We start from the raw sequence: 24,353 nt of genomic DNA, 5'->3' as shown, positions 1-24,353 counted from the left end.
GCAGCATGCCCAGCAGGGGGAGGGGCACCTGCTTGGTGAGTTCATCGGAGGTGCGCACTCGTTTGTCGATGCTTTCGGCCAAAAAGGCCAGCCCGCCGCCAGCAAACAGGCCCACCGCCAGCGCCAGCGCCAGGGGGCGGATCGGGTCTGGGCCAATGCGCTGCCCCGGCAGGGGCGGTTCTACCACCTCCCAGGAAAAGCCACCTCGGGCTAGCTCAGCGCTCAGCTGCTCACGCTGAATCAGCAGCTCTTGTAGGGTGCTGCGCTCGGTTTCTACGGCGGGTTGCAGGCGATCGTATTCCGCCATCAGGCTGGGGTAGCGGTTGATTTCTTCCCGCAGTACGCTTTCTAACTCATTCAGGGTTTGAGTGCGGGCCCCCAGACTCTGGAGCGCTACATCGGCCTCTAAAATCTGATTTACCAGGCTAAAGTCAATGGAACCCAGCTGGAGATAGGACAGTACTGTCGGGTCGAGCTCGGTCACGTTTTGACGGCTCACGCTGCTGACTTGAGTTTGCAGCTCCGCCAGCTGATTTTGGCGCTGCTGCATCAGAGCCTGCACTTCAGGATCCTGGTCGGTAAATACAATTTGGCGATTGGCCAGGGCCAGATCGGTTTCTTGCAGAGCGGTTAGTAGCGCTTGAATGCGCGGCGACTGGCTCAGGCGAGAGGCCATTAACCCCGTTTGGGGCGAGAGGGCAATTTGCTGCTCCAGGGTGGCGTACTGCTGCTCTAGGCCGCTCAGTTCAACCAAGAGTTGCTGCTGCTGGGTTTGCACCTGGGCCAACGATTCGACGACCGATAGCGCCTGGGAGTTGGGGTCAATCAGGTTTTGGCGAATGCGAAATTGCTCGAGGGCGGCCTGGGAGTCTTGGAGATTTTGCCGCGTGTTGGCCAGGCGATTATTGACGTTATCGAGGCCACGGCTGAGCCGCTCAGATTGTTGTTCCTGGTTGTAGTCCAGGTAAATCTTTTGTAGAGCCGTCAGCACCTTTTGTGGCTTGACCGGGTCGTCAGAAGTATAGCTGGCTTGGAAAATACGCGTGCCGGTTTTACCTTCTGATAGCCGACCCAGGGTAAACTCCGACCTCAGGTCATCGACCGTTAGCTCAGGGTAGTCGGCCTGGAGCGCATCGACAGCGGCTTGCAAAAACTGCCCGCTGCGCATCAGGGCCAGTTGGGTGGCATAGTCGGCATCTCTGGGGTCTTGGTCATCAAAGCTGGAGAGATCTGAGGATTCCAGTTCTTGCTGGTAGTTGGGTTCGATCAGCAGCTGCATATTGCTGCGGTAAATAGGCTCTTGCCGCAGTGAAAACAAGACCGCCCCGGCGGTCGCCAGGCCCAGGGTGGCCACAATCCAGGGCCAGCGGCGCAGCAAAATCTGCATGAGCTGGCCGTAGCCAAACTCTTGGTCAGTAGAGGGTTGGAGGGTAGACGTAGAGACCATGATTATCTGTGGGGTAGAGCTTCTAGATTCAAACCGAGGACTTCGGCCATAGGGGCCGAGACAGTGTCTTTCAGGAAGTTATCTAGCTTTTGGAAAAAAGCCGCTTCAGTAAAGTTGGCGATCGCATGGCGATGAATGCGGGGGTAGTCCCACTGCTGGGCCTGGGCCTCTAGCATGGCGGCCTGCACCGCATCGGGGGTCTGGCGGTTAAAAAATACGCCGGTGACGCCGGGCACCTGGGTGTCGAGTACACCCCCGGCTCCGTAGGCCACCACCGGAGTGCCGCTAAAGTTGGCCTCAATGGGCACCAAACCGTAGTCTTCGAGGGCAGCCACAATCACCATCTGAGCTTTGGCAAATAGGCGAGTGCGCTCTTCGTCGCTGACGTGGCCAATGAAGGTGATGTTATCCAGCGCCAGTTCCTCCAGGCGTTCGCGTTCGGGGCCGTCGCCCATGATCACCAGGGGCCAGCCCAGCCAGTTAAAGGCTTCGACGATTATGTCTACGCGCTTGTAGCTAAGTAACCGGCAAGAAACGAGGTAGAAGTCGTCTTTTTTGTCAGAGAATTTAAATTGACTGCCGTCGATGGGGTAGTTGATAAATGAGGCTGGACGGCTGTAGATGTGCTCAATGCGCTTGGCAACCGTGCTGGAATTGGCTACATAGATATTGGGTTCGCTGGCGTAGTGCAGGTCGAGCCGCCGCATTTGGTGAAAAATCGGCTCGAGCAGGGGCGAGAGCATCTGGTACTCTTTGAAGCCCCGCAGGTAGGTTTTGGTATCCCACAAAAAGCGGGTGATGTTGTGGCAAAAGCAGATGTGCAGGGCGTCATCGCGGGTGCGCACGGCCTTGGCAAAGCTGGTGGTGCTGCTCAACACCAGGTCATAGTCGTCGAGTTCTAGCAGCCTAAAGGCCGGGAAGTAGAGCGGCGCAAACATACGGAAGTGCTGCGCGGCACCGGGAATAGACTGTAAGGCAGTGGTCTTAACAATGCGATCGCGCAGGTCGATCGTATGCTCGGGGTCGTAGAGCGACGTAAAAATATCGGCATCGGGAAACCGTTTGCATAACAACTCAAACACTCGTTCGGCCCCACCCCGTTGGGTGAGGTAGTCGTGGACTAGCGCAATTTTCATTGCAGCGCTTTCTCCTTTGCAGGCGTTGGGGCTTAAGACGCGAGTAGGTAGAGCACCAATTTGCCTGGAGGGGCACCGCAGTACGAAAGCCAGGGGCGATCGCAACGGTTTGCTAGTTTATTCGTGGGGTAAAAACACTAGGGTCTAACGCGGATCTATGAGATGGATTTGTAATAGGCGTGTGACCTGAACCCCTAAGACCAGGGCAGCCAGAGAAAGGTTCCCAGTGGCTGCAGTGGCTGCTGGTTGATATAGACGGTAGACAACCTAAATACAAACTAGCCTGAAGCGTCAAACGACCTTTCGTACCTTAGGTAGAGCAGTCGATGCACGGTAACTAGAGATTGGCAGATGCGATCGGTAGATGCTCGTACATGTACCCATAAGCAAACTTAGGGCATGTTCATAATCTCTTAGAAAGAGATACTAGGGTTAGTCCCCTCGTCAGGACAATCTGTGCGAGAAAATAAGGACAAAATTCATAAATAGTTAATCTTTTGATGCTCAATCCCTCAATCACCCTGGGGAACTTACTGAGATTTGATCGATTCTTGAGGATAGAACACCTCCCCTGACCTGTCTGAGAGTGTTCCAACTAAATGCCTATCCGGTGTCTCTCCGCGACCGGCCCATTGGGCGAGTTCGCGTTCCTGATCGGGATGTTCTTTTAGGTGGAATACTCTTATACGAAATCCGATTTGAGAAACCTCGATTCAAACCGGGAATCTCGTAGGGGCATTGCACTGCAATGCCCCTGCAAACCGGGTGTATCTAAATAGGATTTGGTCTTATACGCTGTCTCAGCTGACTAAAAACCTTCCGGGCGCTGCGCCTCAGTAGGTGTTAATAGCTGATGAAGCCCAGGGAGAGTCAACCATCAATCGCGCTTAGTTATGGTTTGTGCTATGGCCTTAAAGAATTATGGTTTAGGGAAAATTAGTCTGGGTTTGGCCGTAGGTCTGGGGATAATGGCGGCGGCACCGCCCGTCCTGGGTCAGTCGATGCGCCAGGTCACCGAGCCTTCATCTCCGGCACCGCCCCCTTCCTTGGATGGCAGTGGGTCAATGCCCCTACAGTCGGATCTCACCGCCGAACTAGATGCCGCCTACCGCCTGGGCATTGGCGACGTGGTTGCCGTCAGCCTGTTTGGCATTGAGGGCTATGGCGGGCAGATCATTGTGCTGCAAGATGGCACCATTAACCTACCTCAAATTGGCCAAGTTTTTGTGGCTGGGTTGACCTTTGCCGAGGCCGAGGCCGCCCTGACCACCTACTACAGCCGCTATGTTCAGCAGCCTCGGGTAACCGTCAGCCCCGTTACCCTTCGCCCGGTGCGGGTGGCCATTTCTGGAGAAGTTCGCCGCCCCGGCTCTTATACTGTGCAACGCCCCCAGGAAGACGTGCGCAGCAACAATTCTTTTGATGCTCGATTTCCCACCCTAACCGAGGCCATTGCCCAGGCGGGGGGCATTACCGCCGATGCCAACATCAGCGAGGTGGTACTGCGACGCACCACCGGCTACAACCAAAAACAGACCAGCACCTACGATCTGTGGGAGCTGATTCAGTCGGGGGACTTGAGCAAAGACGTGGTGCTCCAGGGGGGCGACGAAATTTTTATCCCCACGGCGGTGGCCACGACGCCCCAGCAAGCCAGCGACTTGGCTGACGCCAACTTTGCCCCCGATACCATTAATGTCTATGTGGCGGGTGAGGTTGATAACCCTGGGCAGATTCAGGTACCGCTGAACACATCGCTGAATGAAGTACTGCTCAATGCGGGCGGCTTTAACAACCGGGCCAATAACCAAACGGTGGATCTGATTCGTCTCGACGCCAACGGTACGGCCCAGAAGATTCAGATTGCCGTAGATTTCACCCGAAATGTGAACGATGCCAATAACCCGATTCTGCGCGATCGCGATGTGATCGTGGTCGATCGCTCGGGTCTGACGGTCTTTGGCGACACCACCAATACGTTGCTGAGCCCGTTTACCAACATTATCAACAGCATCTTTGGCTTCCGGCGGCTATTTAACTAGTCAAAAATCCTGGTGGTTGGCCCTCGGTTGGTAGGGGCACTTAGTAGGAACGCCCCTAGACGTTAATGGAATGGCCATCGGGGAGATTCAACCCAGAATCCTCCAGATAATCTTCTACCCGCTGGCGGGTAGCCGCTATCGATAGCCCCTGGCTCCAGTATTCCACCAGGGCGTGGCCCAGGGCCCAGGCGGCGCGCTCGGGCTGGTTGTTGTGCTCCAAGAGCAGGGGCCAGAGAGCTAGCAGATCGAGGCGGGCGGTGTCGGTGCCCACCACCTTAAACAGGTCGTAGGCGAGCTGGAGTTTGCCAATCACCACGGGCAGCTGCTCCACCGGAATTTGCTCAGCCAGCAGGTAGGCCAGGCTGGGGCTGCCGGTGGTGAGGGTGGCCAAAAATTGCAGCACCGGGCTCTTGAGAAAGGCGGCGATGCCCTGGGTGGTGCTCATCTGCAAGCGATAGCGGTCGATCAGGCGGGCGGCGGCGGTGACTTTGCTGTCGCGATCGCGCAAAAACCGCGCCAATCGCAGCTCCTTGGCGGGGTCAATCAGCTCCACCAGGGCCGTTCCCAGAGCCTCGGCATTCCACCCAGGGCGCTGGGCATCGCGGGTGACTAGCGGCAGGATGCGGCTACACCATGCCCCCAGCTGCTCCTGGCGGTAGCGGGTGGCCTCTCGAATGGCAATTTCTTTGGGGCGATCGCCCCACTGCCAGTCGTAGGGAGGCTGCCACTCCCGCAGGGGCCGCAGCCGATCGACCTGGGTGAGGGCGGTAATGGTAGGCAGATTCGGTACCTCCTTGTGCATATCCCGCAAAAAATCGGCATCCATTTGCAGGGCCGGGTCGAGGGCCGGGGTCACCAGCAACAGCAGATCGGCCTGGTGGGCGCAGGCCAAAAGCTGGTCGCGATAGTCGCTGCGGTCCACCTGTTCGTAACCGGGTGAATCCCACAGGGTGAGGGTTTCGCCGCCGTCGCCCTGCCAGCGGTAGGTGCTGAGGGTATCGGTGCTGGGCAGCACATCCACCGCCGCCCGCTCCGCGTCGAACAGGGTGTTGATTACGCTGCTTTTGCCTGCCCCGGTGCGCCCCACCAGCAAAATATTGACCGGCTGAGTCGCCACCTCATCCACCGGCTCCGCCTGATCCAGAATGTCTCGCAGGGTCTGGGTTTGGGCGGTGGGCAGGGGTTGAGCGGGGCGGGGCATACCGGGCAGTTCGCCACTGTACAGCGCCACCGCCTGGCGGTACAAGTTTCTCAGGGTGGCCTCCCGCAGCAGGGCATTTAAGTTGCCCAACAGCTGCTGGTTGGCCTGGGTACTGGTGGGCTGGCTCAGGGTGCGGGCCGCCGCCGCCGCCGGGTTGAGCAACCACTGGGCCCAGGTCCAGGCCTGCCAGAGCTTGCGGGCCGAGGGCTCGACCTGGCGGTAGACCTCGTAGCCCTGCACCGCCTGGCCCACAGTCACCTGGCCCAGCACCGGCGACAGGGTGTCTATCCAGCGATCGACATCATCGACGGTGCCCCGCAGCAAACCGTAGGCGTCGGGCAGGTAGATATTGAGCAGCGGGTACTTGACATCGGGGTGGTAGGCCTGAGCAACGACAGCAATCACTTCGCGGCAGCGGCCCAGCAGCGGGTTCCAGTCTTCCCACAGGGGTGGGTCTTGCTGGGCGGCGGTGAGAATCTCTTCGAGGGCCACAGCGGCTGAACTGGGCCCAGCCCCCTCCCCATCTACGGCCACATCTAGCTCCTGCTGGGCCTGATCCAGAGCGGCTTCCATTTGTTTTAGAGCAGGGCGAGTCCAGTAAACCAGCAGCCAACGCCACAGCACCAGCATCAGCACAATTACAGCCCACACCCAGCTCAAACCCCAGGCGTGAATTTGAACCCCCGCCGCCGCCATCAAAAATCCAACTATGGACACCAGCGGCAGCGCCAGCACCACCCACTGCCAGGGTTTAAGTCGCACCATGTCCACTCATCCACTCATCCACCCATCTACCCACCAACTCATCCACCCCTCAAGCAGGCTGCGCCAATGGCAGCGTCTCAGCACCGCGATCGCCCTCCCCCTGCGCTGCTTCCCGATCTACCACTGGCAGCGGCTTGCGGGCATAGCTCAGCTGATTCAGCCAAAACACCTCGTCGGTGCGCACCGCCTCAAACCCGGCATAGCCCAGCCAGGCATCCACATTGCCCTGGCTGTAGTCGCGAATGAAGGGTTCTTCAAAGATGTTGCTGAGCCAGTCGGTGGCCCGCAGGGTGCGCTGGTTGCCGTCGAGCACCAGCACTTGCCCCCCGGGGGTCAGCAGTCGCAGCGCCTCAGCGAGAATGGTTTTGGCCACCGCCGGAGGCGTTTCGTGGAACAGTAGCGTGGCGCACACCACATCAAACGAGGCTGCCGGTAGCCCCGTGGCCATGGCATTGCCGTGGCGAAAGGTGACAGCTACATCGGCTGCTCGGGCTTTGTAGTCGGCCATGGCCAACATTTGGGGCGACAGGTCAAGGCCGATTACCTCGGCGTTGGCAAACCGGCGCTTTAGCATCCGCGTGGTAGTGCCAGTGCCGCAGCCTAGGTCTAAAATTCGCCGGGGCTCTCCTTTGATCGCTTTCACTAGACTCTCGCGCACCCAGGTTTCACCCGGCGGCAGCACGTACTGGGTGATAGGGTCGTAGGTAAGGGCAGCATCTACGCTGAGATAGCCATTCTCAACGCCGTGGAAGTTGCTGGTTTTGTAGTAGTTGGGGTAGACCACCTGGGGATTGGTGAACTCGGCCACCGCCGATTCCCAGTCGATCTGGTCACGCAGCCGCACCAGGGCGTCGCGATCGATCAGGTGCGAAAATAGCGGGGCCAAAAATTGCTCAAACAGGGTTTTAGACTGGGATGCCATAGAGTAGATAGGCGATGGCGATGCCAACGCTGAGCAAACTCACCTCAGCCTAGCAATTTCGTTTCTCTCTGGCCAGGAAAAAACCAGTCGCCGATCCTCTCCCACAACCGCGTCAGATGCTGCCAGCCTATTGGGGATGTCATAATTGGAGCACCAGCGGTACACCTATGCCATGGCCATTACTACCCAGCGCCTGACCCTAGACGAATATTTAGCCTACTCCGACGGTAGCGATCATCCCTGTGAGCTAGTTAATGGAGAACTGCTACCGATCAGCCTGGGTACGGGCAAGCATGGCGCTATCATCAAGCGCCTAGAACAACTCTTTGACGCAGAGGCCGAGCGCAGTCAGCAACCCTGGATTGCCCTCAGCGGCACAGTGGGGTTACAAAGCCCCCGTAGTGACCGCTGGGACACCGTCAGAATTCCTGATGTATCGGTACTGACTCTAGAGCAATGGGAAACACTCCAAGAGCGTGAAGCCGTCATTCGACTCAATGAGTCACCACCCCTGTTGGTCGTAGAAGTGGTCAGCGAATCTACCAAAAGCACCGACTATCGGGCAAAGCGGGCAGAATCTAGTGTTCTAGATATTCCCGAGTATTGGCCCGAGTATTGGATTGTAGACCCGCTAGTAGGCAAAGTAACGATCGGCATACTGCTGGAGGGATGGTACGAGGCCACTGAATACCAGGGCCAGAGTTTAGTGCAGTCGTCTATTTTTCCAGACTTGTCTGTGGCGGCTGAGACCATCCTGCAGGGCTAGATCATCATCCGGTTGGAGGGGCATGGAACCTGAGCAATCTTTTGCGGTACCGGGCTACAATCTGCGGTCTGGGTCAACCCGCGATCGCGCCACCATAGTCAAGTTTATGGAGCGCACCTACGCCGAGCTGGATCCTCACCAGCCCATGGGCCACCTGGCCGCTACGGTCGATCGCTACCTCAGTCGCGATACACCCCTCTGGTGGGTCACCCCAACCCATGATGCCGCCCCCATCGCGGGCCTCTGGCTGGGGCAGGCCACCGACCAGCGCAGCGGGGTTTTGCACCCCTACGTGCTGCTGCTGTATGTCACCCCCAACCACCGCCGGTGCGGTATCGCCACCGCTCTGCTGACAGTGGCCGAAGCCTGGGCCCAGCACCAGGGGCACGGTCAGATTAGCCTTCAGGTCTTTAGCCACAACCCGGCGGCCCAGGCCCTTTATGCCCACTTGGGCTACCAACCCGAGGCCATCCTGATGAAAAAAGAACTGGCCTAGCGCGACGGTAGCAAGCCAGTGGATGAGCCTGAGATATTTTGTGTGCGGCTGCAAGGCTAAGGCATACAGCCGCATTCCTAGACGCTGATCTGGGAATGCCACCCCAAGGCTCTTGACAGCCCCATGGGGCTGAAATACCCAGCCTGAGCCGGCACCAACTGGGCACCAGCAAGAGGCTTACAAGCTAGAATCTGAGAAAATCTCGGGCAAACAGGCCCTTTCCCCTGGGGAACCGTCATGACTGCAACCCTGATCCAGAGCCCAGATCGGGTCATTCTCAGAAACATTAGCTGGCAAAGCTATCAATCTCTTGTTTCAGACTTTGAATCTGAACCCGCGATGCGGTTGACCTACGATCGCGGCACCCTAGAAATCCGCATGCCCCTCGACCCCCATGAAACCTATAAAAAACTTCTGGGTCGCCTGATTGAGGCCGCTACCGAAGAACTCGGTTTAGAAATTCGCAGTTTGGGGTCACGCACCTGCGATCGCGAGGACTTGCAGCGCGGGTTGGAGCCTGACCAGTGCTACTACATTCAAAATGAAGCCATGGTGCGCGACGTTGAGCAAAGCGACCTGGCTCAGTTTCCACCCCCAGACTTGGCCGTCGAGGTCGATATCACCAGCAGTTCGCTGGATCGATTTTCAATCTATGCCGATCTCAGAGTCCCCGAAGTCTGGCATTACAACGGGCAGACCCTAACCCTCTACCAGCTAGCCGAAGGGGCCTACAGAGTCTGCGATCGCAGCCTTGCCCTGCCCAGGCTCAAGGCCAGCGATATGGTTCAGTTGCTTGAGCTGCGCTTTCCCAAACAGCCGTCACTCCCGGCGGCGGGCGAAAACAGCGTCGTCAGACAGTTTCGGCAATGGCTCAGAAGCCAACTAGAGCATTAGTTAGCACGGCCCTATGGTAGCGAACCCCGATTTCAAGACAGCAAACCGCCCTGCTATGCCGCTTTCTTGAGTCACCGCAGCAGCAGCTACCTGAGCCTGGGACTGGCATGACTCATTCTCGGAGCAGATTGACTGAGGCAAACAAACGCCGCCCAGGGCGTGTAACGGTCAGTTAAGCCATGGGTACGATGTTAATCTTTCAGAGCCACCATGGACATAGTGCCATGCTCCCTGCGAACACCCACCGGATGACCCGCTTCCATCGCCTTGACCATGTAAAGGTTCCGGAAAATGGGGGGCACAATGGGTAGGGTAGAACTAGAACTGCACCATCTCTCGATAGGTTGGAGAGCCTTATGAAGAACGTCGTCTACTGGTTGATGGGTGAAAAGGCCGGACGCACCATTGTCGGCACCTGGAACTGGCTCTGGGGCATCCCCGTCGAGTCGGGTGGTAAGGTGGCCGTATCGGTAGCCGAAGAATCGCTCCAGTCGATGCAGGAGTCAGTGCAAAAGCTGGCCCAGGCCGTCGCTATGCAGGTGGGGGCCTACGAGCGGGCCAAGAAAAAGTACGAAGAAAAAGCCCAAGAGCTGAGAAAGTACGAACAGCAGGCCGCCCTGGCTCAAAAATCGGGCAATGAAGATGCTGCCCGTCTGGCCATGACCCGAGCGATTCAGGTCGAGCAGCTCTTGCCCCAGCTCGAAGGCCAGGTGCAGCAGGCCGAAAAGTTTGTCACCGCGTCTAAAGACAAGCTCAACCGCGAGCGGCTCAAACTCGAGCAGTACAAGACCGACATGCAAAACATGAAGGATCTAGCTGAGATCAACAGCGCGTTAGAGTCGATCGCCAAGGTCAACAACGAGTTTGACATCGGCTCGGCCCGATCCTCCTTTGAGTCGGCCAAGAGCGCGGTAGAGGGCCGCCACCTGCGCAGCAACGCCATGGCCGAGCTGTCAGAAAACCCCAACGAAAAACTGGCTGCCGACCTAGAGCAGATGACCATCGACGACGAAGTCTCTCGCCGCCTGCAAATGCTAGAAGGCACCACCCCCAAGGAGCTGGCTGAGTAGCGTATGGCAAACGACAATTCTTCGGTAAAACGCAGCGGCCCACCGCCCATTGTGTTTATTCTGCTGCTGTTGGGTCTGCTGGGCGGAGCCTACTGGTTCTTCTTGCGCAAGCCCAAGCCCGCTTCGGTCGCCACCCCACCTGCGATAGAGGCTCCCCAGGCCGATACGACAGCGCCTGCTAGCTTTGCCCTCCAGCCCAGCGTGGTCGCCGGTACTGCGGTCAACATCGACGGCTCCACCAGCATGGTGCAGATCAATGCCGCTCTTGAGGCCGCGTTTGAGCAGCAGTACCCCGGCACGGTGGTCAATATCGCCGCTGCGGGTTCCTCCAACGGCATCAATGCGCTACTCGAAGGGGCAATCGATGTAGCCGCTTCATCGCGCCCACTCACCGCCGACGAACAGGCTAAGGGACTGGTGGCGGTGCCGGTTACTAGCGATCGCATGGCCCTGGTCGTCGGCAACGACAACCCCTACAAACGCGGGCTATCTAAGGACCAGGCGGCCCAAATCTTTCAGGGCCAACTCGACAACTGGGCCACCCTGGGCGGGCCAAATGCCACCATTCGCGTGATCAACCGCCCTTCAGTCAGTGGCACCCACGTCGCCTTCAAAGAATTGGTACTCAATGGCGGTGAGTTTGGCACCACCCCCAACATCACCACCCTGGCCCGCGATGCCACCACGCCCATGCTGAGAGAGCTGGGTGCCGATGGCATTGGCTATGCCACCTACAGCCAGGTGGCCGATCAGCAGACCGTGCGGGTACTGGCGATCGACGGGGTGACGCCAGAGTCGTCTGGCTATCCCTTTCAGCGAGAGCTGTACTATGTGTACAGAGATGCCAATAGCCCAGCGGTGCAGGCATTTTTGGGCTATGCTCTGTCTTCCCAGGGGCAGCAGGCGATCGCCACCGCTGGCAACTGATGGTCAATTAATTTTAGAATCGCCCTGGCCCTAGCGCTGGTACCAGGCCGCTAGGGCCAGGGCCAGGGCATCGGCGGCATCGTTCGGGCGGGGTATGCGCTCTAGGCCCAGTTCGCGGGCCACCGCCTCCTGCACCTCGACCTTTTCAGCGTTGCCGTAGCCAGTCAGGGCCTGTTTCACCTGGGCCGGGGTAAACTCGACGTAGGGCAGGCGGTGCTGGGCCAGCACTAGCATCACGACTCCCCGCGCCTGGGCCACCAAAATGGTATTGGCCATGCGGTAGAAGAAAAATTTTTCGATGGCTACTAGGTCGGGCTTGTACTGCTCTAGTAGGCTGTTCAGATCGGTGTAGATGGTGCAGAGGCGATCGCCCACGGGGGTCTTGGCCGGGGTTTCAATCACGCCAAAATCGACCACTGATATACCTTCCTGACTGCCCAGGGCGGGCGCTGCATCGGGCGATAACCCTTCGATGATGCCGAATCCCAGAATGGCTAACCCTGGGTCGAGGCCAAAAATGCGGTGGCCCATAGGTGGCGTCAGCGCGCCCCCACGGGCTGGCGACCGTTGACGGCCGCCTCATCGGGATCGGCCAGGCCAAACACTTTGCAAAACACTTTCTCGACCTTGTAGCCTGAGTCGATGGTTTCCAAAGGGTCTTTGCGCAGACGGTGTCGCAGGCAGAGCACAATCACCCGCTTGATGTCATTGAGGGTGACTTCGGTGCGGCCCTCGTAAGCTGCGATCGCTTTAGCTGCCCGGTTGGTCACAATGTCGCCCCGCAGACCGTCCACATCCAGCTCAGAGCAGACCTCAGAAATACGCACCCGGTCGTCATAGTCGAGGGTGACGGCAGGCAGTCGTTTTTGGGCATCAACCAGGCGGGCCTGCAAAGCCACCTGGTCTTCTTCATGCTTGGTCAGGTAGGCCTCCGGGTCTTGGTCAAACTCAGAGCGCTGCTCCACAATTTGCACCCGCAACTCGGGGTCACGCACGGTGCGAATCTCGGCGTGCATACCAAAGCGATCGAGCAGCTGGGGTCGCAGTTCCCCTTCTTCGGGGTTGCCGGAGCCCACCAGCACAAACTGGGCCGGGTGGCGGATGGAGATGCCCTCGCGCTCTACGGTATTCCAGCCGGAGGCAGCCGAGTCGAGCAGCACATCTACCAGGTGGTCGTCGAGCAGGTTGACCTCGTCAACGTAGAGAATGCCGCGATTGGCCTTGGCCAATAGCCCTGGCTCAAAAGCCTTAACCCCTTCGGCGAGAGCTTTTTCAATATCGATGGTGCCGCACACCCGATCTTCGGTGGCCCCCAGGGGGAGGTCAACCATCGGTACTTTCTTTAACGCTATGGGCAAGTCGTCGGTGCCCCGCTCCGCCTGGACGTCTTGATCCTGAGGCGCACGGCTAAAGGGGTCGTCGGCCACCACCTCGATCTCGGGTAGCAGATCGGCCAGGGCACGAATGGTAGTGGATTTGCCGGTGCCGCGATCGCCCATGATCATCACCCCGCCAATCTTAGGGTCAATGACGTTTAGCAGCAGCGCCAGCTTCATATCGTCTTGGCCAATCACGGCGGTGAAGGGAAATACCGCGCGCCGGGCGGGGGCGAAGGGGACAGGCGAAGTCGCAACAGTAGAATTCACAGGCGTTTCAAAGATGACGTCAAAATTTTAGAATGACTTCCATTGTGCCACAGTACCTGCGCCCCTTCGGCTGGGACTGGGACAAAACGGTGATTTTCAAACGGGCCTGAGCCAGCTGCGATCGCTCACGTCCCCCTCGGGGTGCCTAGCCACTCCCATCCAACCCATCTCAGTCAATCATCACCCCGCAGCTAGGATGCGCCATCACCAACCATGATGCCCCCTAACCGGGGGTGGTCGGATGGGCTCAAAGAGCCAGCAGCTGGTCGAGGGCATCCAGCGCTTCGCACTGGGAAGCAGGCCTAGATACGCTGCCTTCTCGCACTGTCTGGGGCCTACCGTAGCCGCCAGCAGACTGCTCCGACGCCAATACCCCAGGGCCGACCGCAGGCGGGCAACCACAGAGGTACTCATCGCAGTAGCGGCGAAAAACGGCTTCTACGGCGGCGCGGGCGTTTTTGAGCCCCCACTCGGCAGCAATGCGATCGGCCTTGTCGAGCACATCTGGGCTGAGGCGCACTTTATTGTCTTGTCTCACTTTGTGGTCATGCATAACTGAGTATCACCCGTCATCAAAAATAAGCCGCGAACGTTGGCAAACTGAGGATCGCCCATGACGGCAAACAAGCCATGCCCCTGGAGGCGATCGGCAATCAGGTGAGAGCCGCCGCCGGTGACCAAAAAGCGAGTCACCCGAGGCATGTAGGGCGTGTACTGGGCTTTGACGGTTTGAAAAATGCCCTTAAACCAGGGGTCGAGGTACTCGTCCAGCCAGTCGGCCCAGGCTAAACCGGTGTCGGCATAGACATGATCGATGCGAAAGCCATCCATGACGATGCAGGGGTCGGCGCTGCTGCCCAGGTGGTCGGTAAGGCGGTGGTCGAAGCTGATAGCGGTAGCCAATTCGTAGGTGCCGCCCCGATCCATGATGTTTTCGTCGATCACTTCACCATCGGCATCTACCAGGCGGGTAAGCCAGGTGCCGCCGCCAATGTCAATGACGATGGTATAGCCCTGGGCCGGCACCGTGCCCTGGGCCTTGGCGTAGTGATAGGCACCCATGCCTTCGCGATCGACCGTTACAGATTCAACATTGACGCAAAAGGCCACCTCGTTGCGGGTGAACTCGTGGGCGCCGAGCAGCTGGGCGCGAATGTCTTCACCATTGCGAGCCGGGTCTGGGGTAGAGACATGGAGGTTAAGGCGATAGTCTGCTACGTCGCCCGCTAGGGGTTCTAGACAGGCGTAGAGGTGCAGTTTGGCTAGCTCTACCTTATTTTCGATGACGGTTTGCTGCTGCCGACGGTATTTATAGGCTTGGGCACCGAAGTGGTAACGACGCCCATCGGGCAGTTCAATCAGAGGCGATGCCTCTGAGAAACTGACGGCATCACGCCCTTGGGGAAGTTGGTAACGCACTGAGCGGATGGCCTTGGGATGGCCACTGCCGGTAAAAAACTTGAGGTCGTAGTTGCCAGCATCTAGGGCCAGCACAGGGATTGTTGCGCTGGTAGCCTGAGTGCCGCGAGCCTTGGCCGAAGACCGAGACGCGCCAGAGCGGCTGCGGGAGGCGGTAGTCGTGGTCATAGGAAATTCTTGTGGGGATGACAGATCAGCGATGCCAGGGCGGCTGTCCCAAGATAGCTGGGAACGCTTGTACCCATAAGTACGCCTGAACCAATAGTAATGCATCTGTACTGTTCTGGCAAGGGGAACCCTAGGGCTGGTGTAACCTGCTCCTGATCGCTAGGGATGCTCTAGTGCGTTGTCAAACCTAAGGATTGGGGGTATCTGTCGGTTGGGTAAAATGAAGTGCAACCCAACAGTGACGGGCTAGGTTGGGCTCTGCTAGCGCTCCACCCACCCGACAACTTTGATTGCCCGATTACAGATAACTGATCCCAGGGTTACGTTAAGGGCTACGGGGATCATTAAAAACTGCTACCGTGTCGCAGGTCACATTCTGTCAGGAACTTCAGCAAGACCCCTTGTCAAGCGGTACCCACAGCCCCACACTGTAAAGGTGAAACAGAATGATACATAAGTGCAGTTTGTGGGGCTTAACGAGGGAATCTTGTGAAATCAGTCTTGGCCATTATCCTGGGCGGCGGTGCTGGCACTCGTCTCTATCCTTTAACTAAGTTTCGGGCTAAGCCAGCGGTTCCTTTAGCTGGTAAGTATCGCCTGATCGATATTCCTGTCAGTAATTGCATCAATTCTGATATCAACAAAATTTATGTGCTGACCCAGTTCAACTCCGCATCGTTGAATCGGCACATTAGTCGCGCCTATCAGTTTTCGCAGTTCACCGAGGGATTTGTAGAGGTGCTGGCTGCTCAGCAGACCCCCGATAGCCCGAGTTGGTTTCAGGGTACTGCCGATGCGGTTCGCAAGTACCTGTGGATGTTTGATGCCTGGGATGTGGAGGACTTTGTAATTCTCTCCGGGGATCACCTCTACCGGATGGATTACAGTCTGTTTGTAGAGCGTCACCGGGCGACTAACGCCGACATTACCTTGTCGGTAGTGCCGATTGGCTATAAGCAGGCTTCGGACTTTGGTCTGATGAAGGTTGACGGCAGTGGCCGCGTCGTAGACTTTAGCGAAAAGCCCAAGGGCGACGCCCTTGAGCAAATGAAAGTCGATACTACCACTCTGGGGCTGACGCCAGAGCAGGCTAAAGATCAGCCGTTTATTGCCTCCATGGGCATTTACGTATTTAAGAAGCAGGTGTTGATTGACCTGCTACGTAAGAATCGTGACCAGACCGATTTCGGTAAAGAGATTATTCCGTCGTCGGCCCTGGATTACAATGTGCAGGCCTATCTCTTTGACGGCTATTGGGAAGATATTGGCACCATCGAAGCGTTTTACGATGCCAACCTGGCACTGACCCAGCAGCCCCACCCCGATTTCAGCTTTTACCAGGAAGACGCGCCCATCTATACCCGGGCACGCTACCTGCCGCCCAACAAGCTGCAAAATTGTCAGGTGACTGAGTCGAGTATTACCGAGGGCTGCCTTCTCAAAAACTGCCGCATTCACCATTCGGTGATTGGCCTGCGCCAACGCATCAATGCCGACTGCGTGATTGAAGACTCGTTGCTGATGGGGGCCGACTATTACGAACCTCTATCGGAGAGCAGTCAGCACCTGACCCAAGGCAAGATTCCCCTGGGCATTGGGCAAGGTTCGGTGATTCGCCGTGCCATTATCGACAAAAATGCCCGCGTTGGCCGCAACGTACAGATCGTCAATAAGGAGAATGTACAGGAGGCTGAGCGTGAAGACTTGGGCTTTTATATCCGCAGCGGTATTGTCGTTGTGCTCAAGAATGCGGTGATTCCCGACGACATGATCATCTAGCGGCTGATGGCAGGTTCACGATATGGCTGTACCCCTGCTGCTGCTGGTGGGTATACCCGGCAGCGGTAAGTCAACGTGGGCCCGGGCAGTGGCGGTCTCTGGTCGCCATCAGATCGTTTCTACCGATGCGATTCGCGCCGACCTTTACGGTAGCGAAGCCTGCCAGGGCGAATGGCGGCAGATCTGGCAGCGGGTACTTGATCAGTGGCATCAGGGGGTGGCGGCGATTCATCGGGGTGGTCTAGAGGCTGTCATTTATGACGCGACTAATGCCCGGCGGTGCCATCGCCAAGAGGCGATCGCCGCCGCCCGGACGACAGGCTTTGACGCGATTACGCTGGTTTGGTTTGATGTCTCCCTGAGCCTGGCGCTAGCCCGCAATCGATCGCGATCGCGACCGGTACCCGAGGCCATTATTGCTACCATGCACCGCCAACTCCAGGGCGCACCCCCCAGTCTGCTAGAGGGGGTGGAAGACGTGATTCGCCTCAGACCTGGACAGGGCGAATCTACTAGCCCGGGCATCTAGCCAGGTTTATGATCAGGCCTTAGAGATTGACCTGGGCTAGGGCCGCTTGCAGGGCGATCGCCCAGCCTTCCGGCGCTGGCACAGGGGCGATGGTCCAGCCGCGATCGGCCAGGCGAGGATGGGGGCCGTGGGCCCCGGGCAGCACAATGGGGTAGTCGACGTTTTCCAGCATGTCGAGGTCGTTGGGGCTATTGCCCAACCCAATGGTCGTGATCGGCTCAGCGGCGGGATTATTCATCCGGTAGAGGCTTACCAGCTGGTGTACGGCATGGCCCTTACCGGCCTCTGCCCCAATCAAGTGGGAAAACCGATCGCCCACCACCACCCGAAACCCCATGGTCTCCACCGCCGCCTTGAGCTGGTCGGTAGGGATATTCTTGGGAGTCATAAAGGGCTCAGAAAATTCTCTTGCCTTGGCCTGTTTAGCCTCACTGGGCGAGAGCCCGGTGAGCTGCACCACCTGGTCGATGCTCCAGTCGCCAAACCCCTTTAAGGGACGTCCTAGTTCCTGGGCGATCGCCTTCAGCCCGGCTCGGGCGGTGACGTAGTTGCAGCCTAGCTGTAGCACCCGATAGCCCTCTACATCGTCGCTAGGGGGGAGGGCAAAGCGAGTCTGTTCGGTCGGGATGTAGACAGCGCTGCCGTTTTCGACCACAAAGGGATCGTGCAACCCCACGTCTTGGCGCAGTTGGGCCACTTCCTGGCGAGTCTTGCTGGTGACCGGCACCACAGGAATGCCTCGGTGGGTGAGGTCAGCCAGCATCGGTAGAGCCGCCTGGTAGGCGTAGGTCTCGCCATTGAGCAGGGTGCCGTCGAGATCGGTAAATACTAGGCAGGGCATGGGCTCACAGCAGCGCAAAAGAGAGTTAACCCCTTTAGACTACTCCTAAATTTGCATCGACCACGGCTCGACCAGCAGGAAGGGTCGGTAAGAATGAGACAATAATCGGATAAGGCTTTTGCCTGCGGTCAGGGCTTATCTATCGATAGGCTGAGCTGGGGGAAAGGCTGGTTAGAGGATCCATTCTATGAGTGCTATGGAGTTTAAGACCCCCGGCCAGAAGGCTGTCTACCACCGTATTTTGCCCTGGATGCATGAGTTGTTTGGCGAATCCCTGGTGGTGTTTGAGGATGAGCCATTATTCATTGTCAACCTGGGGTCGGCCGTGGCCTCTACCCGAGTGCTGCCCTGGCACAAAGATGAAACCCTGATTACCAGCCGATCCTACGTGGTCACCGATATTGACCTCACCCCCGAGCTCAGCTACTACCTGCTGAGAGAAAATAATGGTATCTACTTTGGCCGTTTTGCCTACGACGCCGAAGACGACATTGTGTTTGAGCACAGCCTCGTGGGTGAAACCTGCGATCGCCTGGAGTTAAACCATTCAGTCAATACCGTGATTCGCATCGCCGACAGCTACGACGACGAAATTGTGGCTCGCTGGGGCGGCAAACGTGCCGTCGATCGATGGGCGTCTTAGAAATTGATAGATTTTCCCGAGTTTGATCTACCATTCTATCCATTTCGCGCTACAAAATAGGCTAACAATGCATCGAGGAAGATATGGTCGGAGCACGTCGCTGGATCTGGATGGGATTGGGTGGGTTGCTAGTCGTGCTGTTAGGGCTGGGTCTGGGGTCAGCTGAGGCATCTGGGCCGCTGCAGCCAATGGTGACGGTGACTGGTCTACCGCCGATGCACGATACCGCAACGACAGCTCTGCAACCGCTCAAAGCGATGCCGCCTGGGCCGACCGATTTTGCTGCGCCTGCGCTCACCCTAGCCCAGGCGGCCCCTCCCCGCCAGGTGACGGCCTTAGCCGACCCTAGCAATTACGGCGATCGCTACCTGACCGATATCAATGGCCGACCCCTGCAAAACGACTTCATCGCCGTACTGCACGAAACCGTGGGCTCGGCCCAAAGCGCCCTCAACCTGTTTCGGACCCATCACCCCCGCGACCAAGACCAGGTTAGCTACCACTCGCTGATTGGCCGCGACGGCACCATCTACTATATTGTCCCCCCCGAAAAGCGGGCCTTTGGGGCCGGCAACTCGGTGTTTAATGGCACCAATGGCCTCGAAACCGCCCGTACAAACCCGGCTTTTCCGCCTTCGGTCAATAATTTTGCCTACCATGTGTCACTGGAGACCCCGGGCGACGGCTTTAACAACCGCCGCAGCCACAGCGGCTATACCCAGGCTCAGTACAACTCTTTGGCTTGGCTGCTGGCGCAGACCACGATTCCCGACAACCGCATTACCACCCATCAGTCGGTCGATCGCTCTGGTAGCCGCATGGATCCGCGCAGCTTTAACTCCCAAACCTTCTTTACTCAGCTGCGTCGCTACCCCACTCGTAGCGGTCTGTCGGGCTAGGGTACTGCGTCCAAAGAGACCACCATATCGATCACCTCCAGGTTGAGCAGTTCTAGGTTGGGGTTGCCGCTGGCAAAGACCTGATCGCCAAGTAGCGCCTCGTAGGCCGCCGAATGTTCAGCTATGGCGGCTTCTGCAGGGGCCATACGCAACCACAGTAAATCTTGATATTGGGCGAGCTGGCTGTCTGCCAGCACCACGGTACCGCCGTAGTCCCATTCAAAGCCGTAGATGCCAAAATTTCCCAGGGCCGCCTTGAGCGTTGAGTAGGGCACCCCCACGCCCAGGCCCTCTGGGGTTTGCCAGGCCGGGCCAAAGTCTCTGACCAACTGAGGCCGGGTTTGAGCAGTGTCGGCCCACACCACCGTAAACCGATGGCTGGGGTCGGGGCTAACCACCGTGCCAGGTTCGGTAAAGCCTTCACCAACAGGGATGGGGCCGTCAGTCAGGGCGGCTTCACCATAGATGGCTGCCAAGTCGGCGCGGGTAGTTTGAGCGGTAATGGGGCCGACCCGCTGCCCCGGCACGACCAGCCAATCCGTTGCTTCAGCAGGTAAATCGGGTGACGAGGTGCCAACGGCAGAAAAATCTAGGGGCGATCGCAGGTCACAGTTGCTTACCCCCGCAAGGACTAATCCCAGCAACACTAGGGTAAAAAAACGCATCATGGCAAGTCATCTCAATTGCAAATTTAGCCCTCGACCCACCTACCGTAGGCCTTAGCTGTATAAGCACCCCAGCCCCTCAGCTCCCTGGCGCGCATACCCCAAACCTACGCCCAAGCGATTGCCTAAGGCACCAGATGATGACTGATGGCAAACCGCAGCAGTTCTGACCGATTGCTGGTCTCAGTTTTGCGCAGCAGACTGCTGACGTACTTTTCGACGGTGCGAGGGCTCAAATACAGGCGATCGCCAATCTGAGCATTAGACAACCCGTCCGACAGCAGGGCCAGCACATCCTGCTCTCGTGAGGTAAAATCGGCCACCAGATCGGCGGGGTCGGGAGTCCACGGCGTGATCTCGATTGCCTCGTGGGCGGTATCGCTACTGGTCTGCATAGCCCGCTGCTGAGCGGTAGAGAGGGCTACCTGCTGAATCCACGCCGACTGGATGAGCTGCGATCGCTCCAGCAAATTTCGCACAATTGCGCCCAGTTCAGTGAGCTCAAAGGGCTTAGCCAGGTATAGATCGCAACCCAGTTGATAGCCCCTGATGCGATCTTGGGTTTGGTTGTGGGCGGTCAGAAAGATCACCGGCAGCAGCCGAAAGGCGGGCAACTGACGCACCTTTTGCACCAGGGAATAGCCGTCTAGCCCGGGCATGCCCACATCGGTAATGATCAGCTGAGGCTGATGGCTAAACACCTGTTGTAAAGCCACTTCACCGTGACTGGCTGTTAAAACAGAGTAGCCCTCTAGCTCCAGGTAGTCACACAGAGATAGACGAGTGCCCTCATCGTCTTCGGCTATTAGAATGGTGAGCGGCATAGCGTTCGACCAGATTTAGGGCTGTTGACAGATCAAGCCAAGGGTGGCGCACCTTGACTAACTAAAGAGATTACACATCCTTACTCCACTAGCCTAAACGAGAAATCAAGGGTCAGGTTTTATTTGTTGCCGAAATTAAACCTATGTGGGGTGTTTACTCCACATAGGTTAATAAATATATTGTTTTGCCTATCGTTAGCGGGCGATCGCAGTCTGCGCTAACCCAGTCGATAGCCAAAGCCCCGCACAGTTTTGAGGTAGTGGGGATGGCTGGGGTCAACTTCCAACTTTTCGCGAATCCAGCGAATGTGCACATCGACGGTTTTGTTGTCGCCCATGAAGTCGTGCCCCCATACCTGATCAATGATCTGATCGCGCGACCACACCCGCCGGGGCTGGCTCAAAAACATTTCTAAAATGCGAAATTCTTTCGGCGATAGGTTGATCTCGTCGCCCTTGAGAAAGACTCGGCACTCTTGCGGGTGCAGGGCAATGTCTTCAAACTGCAGCACGTCGCTCTTGTCGGGCTTAGCTTTGCCGCGCTGACGACGCAGCAAAGCTCGACAGCGAGCGATCAGCTCCCGCATGCCAAAGGGCTTAGTCAAATAGTCGTCGGCCCCGATTTCTAACCCCACCACCCGGTCGGTTTCGGTGCCCTTGGCACTCAAGACCAAAATGGGCACATCAATGCCCTGGTGCCGCAGCAGCCGACAGAGATCCAGACCGTTCATCCCCGGCAGCATGAGATCGAGCACGACCAGGTCAATCTCGGGGCGGTTGGCGCGACTAGAGACAGACGTGCCGCCCAGCATATCCAGGGCGGCCAAACCATCTTCAGCAATGAGAATGTCAAATCCTTCCTCTGCCAGCCCCAGGGCTACGGTCTCTCGAATCAGTTCTTCATCTTCGACCACTAACACTCGGCCAAGGCCAACGCGCAGGTTGGGCTGCATCTGGGCCGCGAGATCTAGAGCATCCATAGGAATGAGTTAGAGACTGTTTAACGCCATCATATCAGCCCGACCGAGAGCTGAATAGGGAGCTCAATTTGCATCCTCGGTGAATACACTGCAAACCAGGGCTCTAGCGATCGCCCGTCATGGGCCTGTGACCAATGCCTCCAGGGCTTCTGGGGCGGTGGGCAGGGCCTCGGTGAGCACCGTGCAGCCAGTCGCGGTGATCTGCACATCGTCTTCAATGCGAATGCCGCGCACCGCTCGAAAGTCTTCTAGACGCTCCCAGTTGACGGCGTCATCGACTTGACCCGACTGCCGGGCCGGGTCGAGAATGGCAGGCACCTGGTAAAACCCCGGCTCGATGGTAACCACCATATTGGCCGCCAGGGGGCGATCGAGGCGCAAGAATTTGAGCCCAAAGCGATCGCTGCGCTGTCGTCCAGGCCCATAGCCGGCGGCATCGCCGAGATCTTCCATATCGTGTACGTCTAGGCCCAGCAGGTGCCCCACCCCGTGGGGAAAAAATAACGCGTGAATATCGCGCTCTACCAGAGACTCTGGACGGCCCTTGAGCAGACCTAAATCCACCCAACCCGTCGCCAGGGTATGGCAGGCCAGCAGGTGCAGATCGCGGTACTCAACGCCGGGCTTGGCCGCCGCAATGCAGGCGTCGTGGGCGGCTAGCACGACGTCATAGATATCTCGCTGGGCGGAGGTAAACCGTCCCGACACCGGCCAGGTGCGGGTAATATCAGAGGCCCAGCCGCTGGGTGCCTCAGCTCCAACATCGGCCAGCAGCAAATCGCCCGGGGTCAGCCTGTGGTGGTACTGCTCGTTGTGGAGCACTTCGCCATGGACGGTGACAATGCTGTTGTAGGCGCAGGTCATGTTTTGCGCCATGATCACCTGCTCCATCGCCGCCCGTACCTGGGCTTCGGTCTCAGCCCCAGCGGTAGCTGCCATACCGGCCCGGTGGGCCGCCACCGAAACCGCCGCCGCGCGCTTGATTTCGGCCAGGGCAACGTCGTCGTGGTGCAGCCGCAGGGTGACGAGGGCCTCGACCAGACCTGGGCCAGGGTGGGGCTCTAGGCCCAGCCCGGAGGCCAGCCCGGCCTGGGCGGGTAGGGTCGTCGCATCTGGCAGATAGGCTGTCAGATGTTGGTAGGGATAGGCAGCCGTGGCCCCGATTGCAGCGGCAATCTGGTCTCGAGCAGGGGTGGGGCCATGCCAAAGGGCCGCGTCAGGGGAGGTGTCATCCATAAACAGCGTCAGCTTTCCCCCATCTAGGCGAATGGCCGCTCGGGCTAGGGGCAGACCGGCAAAATACAAAAAGTGGCTGTTGGCTCTAAATGGGTAAACATTGGCCGGAAAGTTGCGCGATACCGCCTGCCCCGACCACAGCACTACGGGCTCTGGGTAGAGCTGGGCCAGGCGATCGCGGCGATGGTGCAGCGCCTGTAAAGCAGAAGTCTGAAGCGACATAGGTGATCCACGGCGACATTTCCCTAGTCTGCCACAGGCCCATGGTGGCGGGGGCTGGGCCGGGCTGAGAGAACGGGCCTAAACATATTGTTAACCGTGCTACCCCACCGGTTAACCCCAAATGCTCAGGCCATCTCTTAAAATAGAATCAATAATTATTTTTTATATACCCACGGCTCAAAAAATAGTTCAAATGCACTATTCTTGGATCTGTAACGGCTAGCCTTATCCAGGTGCAGCGCTATGGCTTCCTTAACAATTCGACCAGGGTCACGGGTTCGCCTCAAGGGCCAAGACGACCATGTTCCCGACTTTTTGGTGGTGCGGTGCGATCGCGATCGCTGTTGGATTCGTCAGGAGCATTGGGCTCCTGATGCCGAGCTCAACATCAGTTTTAAGCAACTCTGGGTACCGCCCGAGGCAGGTGCTACCCTGCCCCTAGCCTTAGCTGAGCAGGTGAAAGCTGCCGGGCTACTGGCCACCCATGGCGACTATCGCGCTGGCGACAATGTGGTCTACATGGCGGCTTTTCGCCGTCGTCACGCTCCCCAGAGTCAGTAGTGCGGCATTTGCAGGGGCGGGTTGCGATCGCTCAAAAAACTACGGTTGACGGCGCATCGTCTCGCTCTTGAGGTGCTACTATGCAACTCTGTCGGTTTTAGCGGGGGTCAGCCGCTAAAGGAAACGGGGAAAGCGCAGTGAAAATCTGCCACTGTCCCGCAGCTGTGAAGCGATTTGAGATGGCCAATTTTAGATGTTGGGTTGATCCACCGCTAAAATCTAAAATCCAAAATTGCCTGAGTCAGAATGCCCGCCGATGGAGTCTCACTTCATAG

At 57.9% G+C, this 24,353-nt stretch carries 24 protein-coding genes and 1 riboswitch; of the genes, 11 read left to right on the top strand and 13 right to left on the bottom strand.

Translation table 11 applies throughout. The annotated features are described in order from the left end of the window. Positions 1–1,447 (bottom strand): GumC family protein (locus IQ254_RS10175; protein ID WP_193966064.1); only part of this gene is annotated, 1,447 nt, incomplete at its 3' end. Positions 1,448–1,449: 2 nt separating this feature from the next. Next, entirely contained in the window at positions 1,450–2,583 is a 1,134-nt protein-coding gene (locus IQ254_RS10170; RefSeq protein ID WP_193966063.1) for a glycosyltransferase, read from the bottom strand. A 905-nt stretch (positions 2,584–3,488) separates the two neighbouring features. Here IQ254_RS10170 and IQ254_RS10165 point away from each other — a divergent pair. Continuing rightward, positions 3,489–4,625: an SLBB domain-containing protein gene (locus IQ254_RS10165; RefSeq protein WP_193966062.1), complete on the top strand. Its 1,137-nt coding sequence runs from the start codon at positions 3,489–3,491 to the stop codon at positions 4,623–4,625. Positions 4,626–4,680: 55 nt separating this feature from the next. On the opposite strand, the gene IQ254_RS10160 is transcribed toward IQ254_RS10165, so the two are convergent. Together IQ254_RS10160 and IQ254_RS10155 are read right to left on the bottom strand one after the other, a co-directional pair. Beyond that, a complete protein-coding gene (locus IQ254_RS10160) occupies positions 4,681–6,591 on the bottom strand; it encodes a GTPase family protein (RefSeq protein WP_193966061.1) in 1,911 nt (636 codons plus the stop codon). 49 nt (positions 6,592–6,640) lie between these two features. After that, a complete protein-coding gene (locus tag IQ254_RS10155; protein WP_193966060.1) occupies positions 6,641–7,513 on the bottom strand; it encodes a class I SAM-dependent methyltransferase in 873 nt (290 codons plus the stop codon). A gap of 172 nt (positions 7,514–7,685) precedes the next feature. On the opposite strand from IQ254_RS10155, the gene IQ254_RS10150 reads away from it, so the two are divergent. The 5 genes from IQ254_RS10150 (at position 7,686) to IQ254_RS10130 (ending at position 11,666) form a co-directional block, all read left to right on the top strand. After that, complete coding sequence (locus IQ254_RS10150) at positions 7,686–8,279, top strand: Uma2 family endonuclease (RefSeq protein ID WP_193966059.1); 594 nt, start codon at positions 7,686–7,688, stop codon at positions 8,277–8,279. 22 nt (positions 8,280–8,301) lie between these two features. Next, on the top strand, positions 8,302–8,775 hold the full coding sequence (locus IQ254_RS10145) for a GNAT family N-acetyltransferase (protein ID WP_193966058.1): 474 nt from the start codon (positions 8,302–8,304) through the stop codon (positions 8,773–8,775). Between the two features lie 237 nt (positions 8,776–9,012). Continuing rightward, positions 9,013–9,669, top strand: coding sequence for a Uma2 family endonuclease (locus IQ254_RS10140; protein WP_193966057.1), 657 nt, complete (start codon positions 9,013–9,015; stop codon positions 9,667–9,669). A gap of 356 nt (positions 9,670–10,025) precedes the next feature. Continuing rightward, entirely contained in the window at positions 10,026–10,739 is a 714-nt protein-coding gene (locus IQ254_RS10135) for a PspA/IM30 family protein (RefSeq protein WP_193966056.1), read from the top strand. Positions 10,740–10,742: 3 nt separating this feature from the next. After that, on the top strand, positions 10,743–11,666 hold the full coding sequence (locus IQ254_RS10130; RefSeq protein WP_193966055.1) for a phosphate ABC transporter substrate-binding protein: 924 nt from the start codon (positions 10,743–10,745) through the stop codon (positions 11,664–11,666). A 30-nt stretch (positions 11,667–11,696) separates the two neighbouring features. On the opposite strand, the gene ruvC is transcribed toward IQ254_RS10130, so the two are convergent. From ruvC to IQ254_RS10110, 4 genes are all read right to left on the bottom strand, one after another. Continuing rightward, complete coding sequence (gene ruvC / locus IQ254_RS10125; RefSeq protein WP_193966054.1) at positions 11,697–12,197, bottom strand: crossover junction endodeoxyribonuclease RuvC; 501 nt, start codon at positions 12,195–12,197, stop codon at positions 11,697–11,699. 8 nt (positions 12,198–12,205) lie between these two features. Continuing rightward, on the bottom strand, positions 12,206–13,312 hold the full coding sequence (gene bchI, locus IQ254_RS10120; protein ID WP_193966053.1) for a magnesium chelatase ATPase subunit I: 1,107 nt from the start codon (positions 13,310–13,312) through the stop codon (positions 12,206–12,208). Positions 13,313–13,559: 247 nt separating this feature from the next. Next, entirely contained in the window at positions 13,560–13,865 is a 306-nt protein-coding gene (locus tag IQ254_RS10115; protein ID WP_193966068.1) for a hypothetical protein, read from the bottom strand. Then, entirely contained in the window at positions 13,847–14,899 is a 1,053-nt protein-coding gene (locus tag IQ254_RS10110; protein WP_193966052.1) for a ParM/StbA family protein, read from the bottom strand. The genes IQ254_RS10115 and IQ254_RS10110 overlap by 19 nt, the downstream gene beginning before the upstream one ends. Positions 14,900–15,388: 489 nt before the next feature. On the opposite strand from IQ254_RS10110, the gene IQ254_RS10105 reads away from it, so the two are divergent. Next, positions 15,389–16,678, top strand: a complete 1,290-nt coding sequence (locus IQ254_RS10105) for a glucose-1-phosphate adenylyltransferase (RefSeq protein WP_193966051.1) — start codon at positions 15,389–15,391, stop codon at positions 16,676–16,678. Positions 16,679–16,700: 22 nt separating this feature from the next. Continuing rightward, complete coding sequence (locus tag IQ254_RS10100) at positions 16,701–17,207, top strand: AAA family ATPase (RefSeq protein ID WP_193966050.1); 507 nt, start codon at positions 16,701–16,703, stop codon at positions 17,205–17,207. A 19-nt stretch (positions 17,208–17,226) separates the two neighbouring features. On the opposite strand, the gene IQ254_RS10095 is transcribed toward IQ254_RS10100, so the two are convergent. Next, positions 17,227–18,048 carry a mannosyl-3-phosphoglycerate phosphatase gene (locus IQ254_RS10095; protein WP_193966049.1) on the bottom strand — a complete coding sequence of 274 codons (822 nt, stop codon included), beginning with the start codon at positions 18,046–18,048 and terminating at the stop codon, positions 17,227–17,229. Between the two features lie 196 nt (positions 18,049–18,244). Between IQ254_RS10095 and IQ254_RS10090 the strand changes: the two genes are divergently transcribed. Both IQ254_RS10090 and IQ254_RS10085 read left to right on the top strand, forming a co-directional pair. Further along, the gene (locus IQ254_RS10090) at positions 18,245–18,691 is read left to right on the top strand and encodes a YbjN domain-containing protein (RefSeq protein ID WP_193966067.1); all 447 of its coding nucleotides are present in this window, start codon (positions 18,245–18,247) and stop codon (positions 18,689–18,691) included. A gap of 83 nt (positions 18,692–18,774) precedes the next feature. Next, the gene (locus IQ254_RS10085; protein WP_228040457.1) at positions 18,775–19,590 is read left to right on the top strand and encodes a peptidoglycan recognition family protein; all 816 of its coding nucleotides are present in this window, start codon (positions 18,775–18,777) and stop codon (positions 19,588–19,590) included. Here the strand turns inward: IQ254_RS10085 and IQ254_RS10080 are convergent. The 4 genes from IQ254_RS10080 to IQ254_RS10065 all read right to left on the bottom strand — a co-directional run bounded on the left by IQ254_RS10080 (position 19,587) and on the right by IQ254_RS10065 (position 23,517). Further along, the gene (locus tag IQ254_RS10080) at positions 19,587–20,258 is read right to left on the bottom strand and encodes a hypothetical protein (protein WP_193966048.1); all 672 of its coding nucleotides are present in this window, start codon (positions 20,256–20,258) and stop codon (positions 19,587–19,589) included. The two genes, IQ254_RS10085 and IQ254_RS10080, sit on opposite strands and share 4 nt — an antisense overlap. A 122-nt stretch (positions 20,259–20,380) precedes the next feature. Further along, positions 20,381–21,079: a response regulator transcription factor gene (locus IQ254_RS10075; RefSeq protein ID WP_193966047.1), complete on the bottom strand. Its 699-nt coding sequence runs from the start codon at positions 21,077–21,079 to the stop codon at positions 20,381–20,383. A 218-nt stretch (positions 21,080–21,297) separates the two neighbouring features. Next, positions 21,298–22,059 (bottom strand): response regulator transcription factor, encoded by a 762-nt coding sequence (locus IQ254_RS10070; protein ID WP_193966046.1) that lies wholly within the window; start codon positions 22,057–22,059, stop codon positions 21,298–21,300. Between the two features lie 117 nt (positions 22,060–22,176). Next, a complete protein-coding gene (locus IQ254_RS10065) occupies positions 22,177–23,517 on the bottom strand; it encodes an aminopeptidase P N-terminal domain-containing protein (protein ID WP_193966045.1) in 1,341 nt (446 codons plus the stop codon). Between the two features lie 243 nt (positions 23,518–23,760). Here IQ254_RS10065 and IQ254_RS10060 point away from each other — a divergent pair, with 243 nt between their 5' ends. Then, positions 23,761–24,078, top strand: coding sequence for a hypothetical protein (locus tag IQ254_RS10060; protein WP_193966044.1), 318 nt, complete (start codon positions 23,761–23,763; stop codon positions 24,076–24,078). 75 nt (positions 24,079–24,153) lie between these two features. Beyond that, a riboswitch (cobalamin riboswitch) is annotated at positions 24,154–24,351 on the top strand. Positions 24,352–24,353 lie beyond the last annotated feature (2 nt).

This window comes from Nodosilinea sp. LEGE 07088, from assembly GCF_015207395.1.
In the GTDB taxonomy this organism is placed as follows: Bacteria; Cyanobacteriota; Cyanobacteriia; order Phormidesmidales; family Phormidesmidaceae; genus Nodosilinea.
Note: the sequence above shows the minus strand (reverse complement) of the source record. Positions and strands in the feature narration are given on the sequence as shown.